Genomic DNA, 8,182 nt, shown 5'->3' with positions numbered 1-8,182 from the left:
GAGTGGCGCCGGAGCGATGGGCGCCTGGGCGGCGGTCGCGCCCGCTTGGGCGCCTGCCGTCGCGGGGCCCTTGACGGGGCCCGCCGTCCCGGCCGAGCCTGCGGCTGTCGCCACCTCGGCCGGGACCGTTGCCGCCAGTGCCGTCTCGACCGGTCCGGTCCGGGCATTGGCTGGTTCTGCTGTGCCACTGATGGCGTCGGCCGTTCCATCCGGCCCCGCGAGGGCCTGTGCCGGTCCGGCCGTCCCGTTGAGGGCGGCGGCGGCGATGACGGCCGCGACTGCGCCACGAAAAGCGCGGTTACTGTCCAAGGCGGTCCTATTCATCGGGTCGCGTGCGGAAGGCGGCCGCACGCGGGCGGCCACCTCCGTCGCCCGCCCGTGGCTCGGGCGTGCGACGTCCGCGTGGCCGTTCCGATTCGGTTGAAGACACTGGTGTCCCCGGAAGGCGCCGCGACGTGTTCTAGGGCGGTTTCTAGTAGTCGATCCGGCCGTCGCCCGCCATTCGCGACACACCTGGGACAGTTGTTTGCCATCATCGCGGTACATCTCTGCCGTATCGCGGGGGCTCGTTGGCCCGCGTCGTGCCCGACATGATCACCACGTGATCCAGAAATGCCGGGGGATTGAGGTTTGGCGCGGTACCGCCCGTGGACACGGGACCGATGCGATCCGGCGCCCGGCGAGCCGCGCACACCTGGTGTGTCTGACTAGGGTGGATTCATGAGTCTTCGAGATATTTCGGTGCGCACGCTGGACGACGCGCCGACCACGCTTGGGCAGCTCGTCGGCGACAAGGCCACCCTGGTGGTCAACGTGGCGTCGAAGTGCGGGCTGACCCCGCAGTACGCAGGCCTGGTGCGGCTCCAGGAACGGTTCGCCGACCGGGGCTTCACAGTCGTCGGCGTGCCCTGCAACCAGTTCGCCGGCCAGGAGCCGGGGTCGGCCGAGCAGATCCAGGAGTTCTGCGTCACGACCTACGGCGTGGACTTCCCCCTGCTGGAGAAGCTCGACGTCAACGGCGAGGGCCGTCACCCCCTCTACACCTCGCTGGTCGCGGTCCCCGACGCCTCGGGCGACGCGGGCGACGTCCAGTGGAACTTCGAGAAGTTCCTGCTCGACCGGGAGGGGAACGTCGTGGCGCGCTTCCGTCCCCGCACCGACCCCGAGGACGCGGCCGTCGTCGAGGCCATCGAGAAGGTGGTCGGCTAGCGGAGGCCTTCAGCGTCGCGGTCCGCAGCTCCCCCTGACGATCAGTTCGGTCGGCAGCGTGACCGTGCGTGACCGGCGCCCCTCGCGTAGCACCAGCTCGGCGGCGCGGTACCCCATGTCCTGGGCGGGCTGAGAGATCACGGTGAGCGGTGGATGGCACAGCTCCGCCCAGGGCACGTCGTCGAACATGATCAGCGAGATGTCGCGGGGGATGCGGAAGTCGAGCTCCTTGGCCGCGAGGACGGCGGCCTCGCCGAGCAGGTTGCCGCCGGCCAGCACCGCGGTGAGGTCGGGGCGGTGCTGGTAGAGCCCGGCGGCGGCGGCGTACGCCGAGTCGCGCGTGGCGTGCGCGCGCACGATCAGCTCCTCGTCGACGGGTACCCCGAGCGCGGCCAGGGCCTCGCGGAACGCGCGCACGCGCTGCGCCTGGCCGTGCCGCGACAGGAAGGCGATGCGCCGGTGCCCGAGCCCCGCCAGGTACTCGACCGCCGTGCGGACCCCCGTGCGGTCGTCGGTGACCACCGACGGGACGTTCTCGCGCCCCTGCACCGGGCGCTCGGCGAAGACCACGCTCAGCCCGGCGCGGAACGCGGGCCCCCACATCTCGCCGTCGCCGCACGGCACGGCGATCACCCGCTCCACGCTCTCCTCCAGGAGCGAGCCGATCAGCTCGGCCTCCCGCTCGGGGTCGTCGCCGGTGGTGCCGATCATCACCGGCTCGCCCGCCGACTGGGCGCAGGCGAGCACGCCGTCGGTGAGCCTGCCGTAGAAGGTGTCGGTGATGTCGGGGATGAGGAGGCCGATCCCCCCGGTGCGCTGCCGGCGGAGGTTACGCCCGAGGGCGCTCGGGCGGTAGTCGAGCCGGGCCGCGGCGGCCAGAACCTTCTCCCTCGTGGCGGGGCTGGCCGAGCCCGTGCCCGAGAGCACGCGCGAGACGGTCGCCACCCCGACCTCCGCCGCTTCGGCCACATCCTTGATGGTCGTGCGGCGCTGTCCGTTCACCTTCATGGAAACGATTCCATCATGATTTCCACGTAAGAGCCAAGGTGGAGGCCTCATCCGGACGGTGTGAGAAGCCTATATTTCAGAAAGGCTTGACAGAGATGTCCGGTTCAGATGAGATTCATGAAAACGTATCCACATCCGGCGGCACCCGGACGCACGAAGGACTGTCATGGCATCAATCGTTCTGCGCAACGTTGACAAGGTCTATGCCGGCGGTGTGAAGGCTGTGAACGGCCTCAACCTGGACATCCACGACGGCGAGTTCATGGTCCTCGTCGGCCCGTCTGGTTGTGGTAAGTCCACGGCGCTCCGCATGATCGCCGGTCTGGAGGACATCAGTGGTGGCGAGATCGCCATCGGCGACCGGGTGGTCAACCACCTGCCGCCGAAGGATCGCGACATCGCGATGGTCTTCCAGAACTACGCGCTCTATCCGCACATGACGGTCGAGGAGAACCTCGCCTTCGGCCTGAAGCTTCGCAAGATGCCCAAGGCCGAGATCGCCAAGCGCGTTCAGGAGGCCGCCAAGATGCTCGGCCTCGACCAGTACCTCAAGAGGAAGCCCGCCGCCCTCTCCGGTGGCCAGCGCCAGCGTGTCGCCATGGGCCGCGCGATCGTCCGCGAGCCCCAGGCCTTCCTCATGGACGAGCCACTGTCCAACCTGGACGCCAAGCTCCGCGTCTCCATGCGCGCCTCGCTCAACCAGATGCACGAGCGCCTCGGCGTCACCACGGTCTACGTCACGCACGACCAGGTGGAGGCCATGACCCTGGGCGACCGGGTCTGCGTGCTCCGCGACGGCATCCTCCAGCAGGTGGACACCCCGCAGAACCTCTTCGACAGCCCGGTCAACCTGTTCGTCGCGGGCTTCATGGGCTCGCCGTCGATGAACTTCGTCAACGCCGAGCTGGTGCGCGGCGACGCCGGCGCGGCGGTGTCCTTCGCCGGCCTCAAGCTGCCGGTCCCCGAGTCCACCTTCGCCGAGAAGCCGGGCCTCGACCAGTACTTCGGCAAGAAGCTCATCCTCGGCATCCGTCCCTCCGACTTCGAGGACGCCTCCGCGGCCAACGGCAGCTCCACCGGCTGGGCCCACATCCCCACCCGCGCCGAGGTCACCGAGGAGCTGGGCAGCGAGATCAACGTCCTGTTCCTCATCGACGCCCCGCCGGTCGAGCACAAGGACACCGTGGCCGCCCAGGACACCGGGGACGACGAAGAGGCGGCCGTGCTGCCGCTGATCGGCGACAAGTCGCTGTGGACCGCTCGTGTCAACGCCCGCAGCCACGTCCGTCCCGGCCAGAACGTCGACCTCGTGGTGGACACCCAGAACCTCCACTTCTTCGACACCGACAGCGGTCTGGCCATCGGCCACGCCGCCAACGTCGGCCGCTGACCCGGCGCCGCGTTCCAGGAGGCCCCGAGTAAGAACCGCTCTCCCCAGCGAGAAGCCCCCGCCGTGAACCCCTCCCACGGCGGGGGCTTTTTGGGCGGCAACATCCGGTGATGCTTCGGTAAAGGCGCGAGTCGGACAGGTACGTCCTCCGGCGACGATCGATATACCTGCTTCTAGGGAAACGTTGCCCGTATTCGGGCCATATTTCCGTGGTCTGAATTATCGCCGTCGGGGAGTTCAAATGGCTGGGAAACGCGCGGTACCTGTTCTGTTCGCGCTGGTCGCCGGATGTGGCGCGGTACTCGGAACGGCCGGGACGGCCGTCGCCGGAACCGGATTGCCGTCATCGTCGTACGCTTCGACTCCGAATCCCTATCCGCCGCGCCCTGCCGATCATGTCAAGAAGGTGTTCGACGAACACGACGAACACGGCGACCACCATGCGGCGGACGGCGACGAAGTGATCCAGGGCGGCAAGGTAATTCGCGAGGAGCACTCGCACGACGGCGGAGGGCATCACGCCGGCGGGTATCACTCCGGTGGTGGCGAGTCCGGTGGTGGGGCCGTCGGCCACGAGGCGGGAGGCAACCACGCCGGTGGTGGCGCACCCGGTGGTGGCGCACCCGGTGGTGAGAAGCCCGGCGGCGGCCAGAAAGCGGGTAACAGGCTGCCGTTCACGGGAGCGCCGGTGGGTGCTCTGGCGGGGATCGGCGGTGGCCTTCTGGCAGCGGGTACCGCCGGCGTCCTGATCTCCGTACGGCGTCGCCGATCCGCCGGTGCGCGGTAGGCGTCGTCGCCGGGTCGTCGCAGCCGTATCGCTCGCCCCCGTCGCGGCCTTGGTGCTGGGCGGGGGCTGGTCGGTCCATCTCGGTCTCGGCGTGCGCGACCACCTTCAGGCGACCAGGGACGCCCTGGTGCACCTACGCGCGGTGATGAGCGCCCGTGACCTCGACCGGATGTCCGTGACGCTGGCGACCGCGCGGCGTCACGCGGCCGAGGCCAGGCGCCTCACCAGCGGTCTCGACTGGTCGCTGATCACCCACCTGCCCTTCGTGGGTGACGGCGCGACGACCGTGCGGGGCCTGGCCGAGACGGCCGCCGAGATCACCGACGTGCTGGCCCGCGTGCAGGGGACCGGCACGTCGTTCCTCGCGGCCGGGGCCGGCTCCGCGGACGACATGCGCCAGTTGCTCGACGGCCTTCGCGCGGCGGCCCCGGTTCTCGACGATGCCGCGGCCCGGCTCGCACGGGTGCGCACCCGCCTGGTGTCCACCCCGGCTCGTACGGGGGAGGCAAGCCTGGACAAGGCGCGGGGCACGGCGCTGTACGAGCTGGACCGGCTGCGCGGCTGGATCGGCGGCGCCGCCACCGCCGCCGCCCTGATCCCTCCGATGCTGGGCAACGATGGCCCGCGCCGCTACTTCCTGGCCTTCCAGACCAACGCCGAGGCGCGGGGGACCGGTGGCCTCGTGGGCGCTTTCGGCATCCTTTCCGCCGACCACGGCCGGATCGCCGTCAAGCGGCTCGCCGCCAACACCGGCCTGGACGGCAGTCCGCGCCCCGTCGCCGACCACGGCCCGGCGTTCCGCGCGCGGTACGGGGCCGGCGCGGTCGAGTTGCTCTCCGTCTCGAACCTCTCCCCGCACTTTCCCTATGCCGCGAAGACCTGGACCGCGCTGTGGGAGCGCCAGACCCGCCAGCGGCTGGACGGCGCCATCGCGCTCGACCCGGTCGGGCTGTCCTACCTGCTCGGCCTGATCGGGCCGGTCACCCTCCCCGGTGGGGAGAAGGTGACCGCGACGAACGTCGTCGACCTGACCGAGCGCGCCGCCTACGCCCGTTACACCGACCCGGCGGCGCGCAAGGGGTACCTCGTCAGGATCGCCAAGGCCGTCAGCGAGGCGCTGCCCAGGTCCTTCGACGACCCCTCCCGGGTGCTGCCCGTCCTGAAGCCCATGGTGGAGGAGCGCCGGATCCAGATGTGGAGCCGCCACGACGCCGAGCAGCGGCGTCTGTCCTCCACCGCGCTCGGCGGCGTGCTGCCGCGCCGGCCGGGACCGTACGCCGGACTGGTGGTCAACAACTCGGCCGGCGGGAAGCTCGACTACTACCTGAACCGGTCGCTCGACTACGAGCTGGGCCCGTGCCAGGCCGGGCGCCGCTCCACGACCGTGCGGGTCCGGCTCACCAACGACGTGCCGCGCGGGCCGCTGCCCTCCTACGTCACCGACAGGCTCGACGCTCCTCCGCGTCCCCGTCCCGTCGGCTCCAACCTGTTGTGGGTGTCGCTGTACGCCGGGGTCGGGGCCGAGATCAGGGCGGTGTCCGTCGACGGCGACCGGGTCTCGGTCATCAGGGAGGTCGAGCGCTCGCATCCGGTGTACTCGACCTTGCTTGAGCTGGACCCCCGCCAGTCGCGGACGCTGCGGTTCGATCTCGTGGAGCCCGCCTCCGCGGAGCCGCCGGTGGTCCCGGTGCAGCCTCTGGTCCGCCCGCAGTACACCCGGATCACCCCCGACGCGCGGGGGTGCGTTCGCTGATGGCCACGGTGCCCGACAATTCAGCCGGGACCGTCCCTCCCCTGCCTCCGGTGCCTCCCGGGCACGCGGGCTGCGGTCCACGATGCTGGAGAGACGCCGGAGCGGCGCCCGCGGCGCCGGAGGAGACGCGTTTCCGCATCCTGTTCGTGTGCACGGGCAACATCTGCCGCTCTCCGCTGGCGGAGCGGCTCACCCGCTCGGCTCTCGGGCCGTGCCCGGCGGTCGAGGTGACCAGCGCGGGGACCGGCGCCGAGTGGGGGAGGCCGATGACCGAGCGCGCGCAACGGGTGCTGACCCGGTTCGGGGGGGACCCCGGGGGCTTCCGGTCCCGCCCGCTGACCCCTGAGCTGGTCGCCGCGGCCGATCTCGTGCTCACCGCCGCCTCCGAGCACCGCGCCCGCGCGGTGGAGATGCTTCCCCTGGCCGCCGCGCGGACGTTCACCTTGGTGGAATTCGGCACGCTGGCCCTGGCCGTGCCGGCCGAGGTGGTCACCTGCCACCGGGATGCCGTGCACAGGGCCCGCGCGCTGGTCGCCGAAGTGAGGGCGCTGCGCGGGCTGGTACGGGTGGACCGGCCCGACATCGCCGACCCCTACGGTGGCCGCTCGCGGGCCTACCGGGTGGCGGGACGGCGGATCGCGGAGTCGCTCGCCGTCCCACTCGGGTTGCTCACACGTTCACCGGGGTCTTGACCTCGGCCCTGGCCTGGTAGCCGTACCCGTAGTACGCGGCGCGCTTGCCCGGCGCGAAGTTGAGCACCGCTCCGACGAGCCGGGCGTTGATCGAGGACAGTGTGTCCACGGCCCGGACGAGGTGCTCCCGCCGGGTCTTGCCGTACCGGGCGACGAGCAGCGTTCCGTCGCAGATGGCCGCGAGCGCCGCGGCGTCGGTGATCGGCAGCAGCGGCGGCGCGTCGATGATCACGATGTCGTGGTCGTCCACGAGCTGGGAGAGCACCGCGCGCATCCCGCGCGAGCCGAGCAACTCGCTCGGGTTGGGCGGAATCTGGCCGCCCGGCAGCACGGACAGGCTCGGCTCGCCCCAGGTCTGGATGACGTCCCGCAGGCGCGCCTTGTCGATCAGCACGTCGGTGAGACCGACCGAGCCCTCGATTCCGAGGTAGTCCGGGATGCGCGGGCTGCGAAGGTCGCCGTCCACCAGGATGACCCGCCATCCGGCCTGGGCCAGTGTGATCGCGAGGTTGGCCGAGGTGGAGGACTTCCCCTCACCTGGCAGGCAGCTCGTGACCACCAGCGATTTGGGCTGCCGGTCGACTCCGATGAACTGCAGGTTGGTGCGTAGCGAGCGGTATGCCTCCGACCTGGTCGACCGGCCGTTCTCCCGGACGATCAGGGGGTAGCGGCGCGCGTCCCTCTCATAGGTGATCACCCCGAGGACCGAGCTCCTGGACATCTGCTGCAGGACTTCGGAGGTCTTGACCGTCGTGTCCAGCCGGTCGCGTACGACGAGCGAGCCGAACGCGAGCAGCAACGCGATCAGCACGGCGAGCGCGATGTTCACCACAGGACGGGGACTCACCGGGGTCCTCGGCACGTCGGCCGGATCCACCACGGTGATCTTGACGGTGGGAGAGCTCTTGGGCGTGGGCCGCTCGATCTGGTCGATCAGCCGGGTGAACTTGGCGCCCAGGGCGTTGGCCAGGCGGGCGGCGCGTGCGGGATCCCCGTCGGTCACCATGGCTCTGAGCAGCATGGTGGCCGGGATGGCCTCCGACTTGACCCGGGACTGCAGCCGCCGGACGTCTTCTCCGCCGGCGATCTGGCTGATCAGCCGGCGGCTGGTCAGCAGGTTGGCGTAGGACTGGACCCTTTGCGTCGACAGCATTCCCGCCTGGTAGGCGGTGGTGAGACTGCCCACCTTGTCGTAACCGGAGACCATCATGGTGATCGTCGCGACGTACTTCGGCGGCGTCTTCGCGGTCACGACCATCGCTGCCCCTACAGAGAGGACCAGCGACAGGACGACGAGCGGCCAGTTCCTGCGCGCGAGCCGTATGAAGTGGAGCAGATCCACC

7 protein-coding genes are annotated in these 8,182 nt (G+C 70.5%); 5 read left to right on the top strand and 2 right to left on the bottom strand.

Features of this window, described 5'->3' with window-relative positions:
- The first annotated feature begins 720 nt into the window (after window positions 1–720).
- A complete protein-coding gene (locus tag AB0O34_RS23685; RefSeq protein ID WP_363918695.1) occupies window positions 721–1,209 on the top strand; it encodes a glutathione peroxidase in 489 nt (162 codons plus the stop codon).
- Window positions 1,210–1,218: 9 nt separating this feature from the next.
- Here the strand turns inward: AB0O34_RS23685 and AB0O34_RS23680 are convergent, their stop codons facing one another.
- Complete coding sequence (locus AB0O34_RS23680; protein WP_363918693.1) at window positions 1,219–2,217, bottom strand: LacI family DNA-binding transcriptional regulator; 999 nt, start codon at window positions 2,215–2,217, stop codon at window positions 1,219–1,221.
- A 166-nt stretch (window positions 2,218–2,383) separates the two neighbouring features.
- Between AB0O34_RS23680 and ugpC the strand changes: the two genes are divergently transcribed.
- The 4 genes from ugpC (at window position 2,384) to AB0O34_RS23660 (ending at window position 6,839) form a co-directional block, all read left to right on the top strand.
- Window positions 2,384–3,607, top strand: coding sequence for a sn-glycerol-3-phosphate ABC transporter ATP-binding protein UgpC (gene ugpC / locus AB0O34_RS23675; RefSeq protein WP_363918691.1), 1,224 nt, complete (start codon window positions 2,384–2,386; stop codon window positions 3,605–3,607).
- Window positions 3,608–3,848: 241 nt separating this feature from the next.
- Window positions 3,849–4,394: a hypothetical protein gene (locus AB0O34_RS23670; protein ID WP_363918689.1), complete on the top strand. Its 546-nt coding sequence runs from the start codon at window positions 3,849–3,851 to the stop codon at window positions 4,392–4,394.
- Window positions 4,384–6,147 carry a DUF4012 domain-containing protein gene (locus AB0O34_RS23665; RefSeq protein WP_363918687.1) on the top strand — a complete coding sequence of 588 codons (1,764 nt, stop codon included), beginning with the start codon at window positions 4,384–4,386 and terminating at the stop codon, window positions 6,145–6,147. The genes AB0O34_RS23670 and AB0O34_RS23665 overlap by 11 nt, the downstream gene beginning before the upstream one ends.
- Complete coding sequence (locus AB0O34_RS23660) at window positions 6,147–6,839, top strand: hypothetical protein (RefSeq protein WP_363918685.1); 693 nt, start codon at window positions 6,147–6,149, stop codon at window positions 6,837–6,839. The genes AB0O34_RS23665 and AB0O34_RS23660 overlap by 1 nt, the downstream gene beginning before the upstream one ends.
- Here AB0O34_RS23660 and AB0O34_RS23655 read toward each other — a convergent pair.
- Window positions 6,817–8,181 (bottom strand): polysaccharide biosynthesis tyrosine autokinase, encoded by a 1,365-nt coding sequence (locus tag AB0O34_RS23655; protein ID WP_363918683.1) that lies wholly within the window; start codon window positions 8,179–8,181, stop codon window positions 6,817–6,819. The genes AB0O34_RS23660 and AB0O34_RS23655 overlap by 23 nt on opposite strands.
- Between the last annotated feature and the right edge of the window lies 1 nt (window position 8,182).

It is taken from the genome of Sphaerisporangium sp. NPDC088356 (assembly GCF_040685555.1).
Taxonomy (GTDB): Bacteria; Actinomycetota; Actinomycetes; order Streptosporangiales; family Streptosporangiaceae; genus Sphaerisporangium.
This window is presented reverse-complemented; position numbering and strand designations above follow the sequence as displayed.

What these genes read in the sequence shown, in the direction of transcription:
- AB0O34_RS23685 (WP_363918695.1), top strand. Translation starts at nt 721, where the DNA reads ATGAGTCTTCGAGATATTTCGGTGCGCACGCTGGACGACGCGCCGACC.
- AB0O34_RS23680 (WP_363918693.1), bottom strand. Translation starts at nt 2,217, where the DNA reads ATGAAGGTGAACGGACAGCGCCGCACGACCATCAAGGATGTGGCCGAA.
- ugpC (WP_363918691.1), top strand. Translation starts at nt 2,384, where the DNA reads ATGGCATCAATCGTTCTGCGCAACGTTGACAAGGTCTATGCCGGCGGT.
- AB0O34_RS23670 (WP_363918689.1), top strand. Translation starts at nt 3,849, where the DNA reads ATGGCTGGGAAACGCGCGGTACCTGTTCTGTTCGCGCTGGTCGCCGGA.
- AB0O34_RS23660 (WP_363918685.1), top strand. Translation starts at nt 6,147, where the DNA reads ATGGCCACGGTGCCCGACAATTCAGCCGGGACCGTCCCTCCCCTGCCT.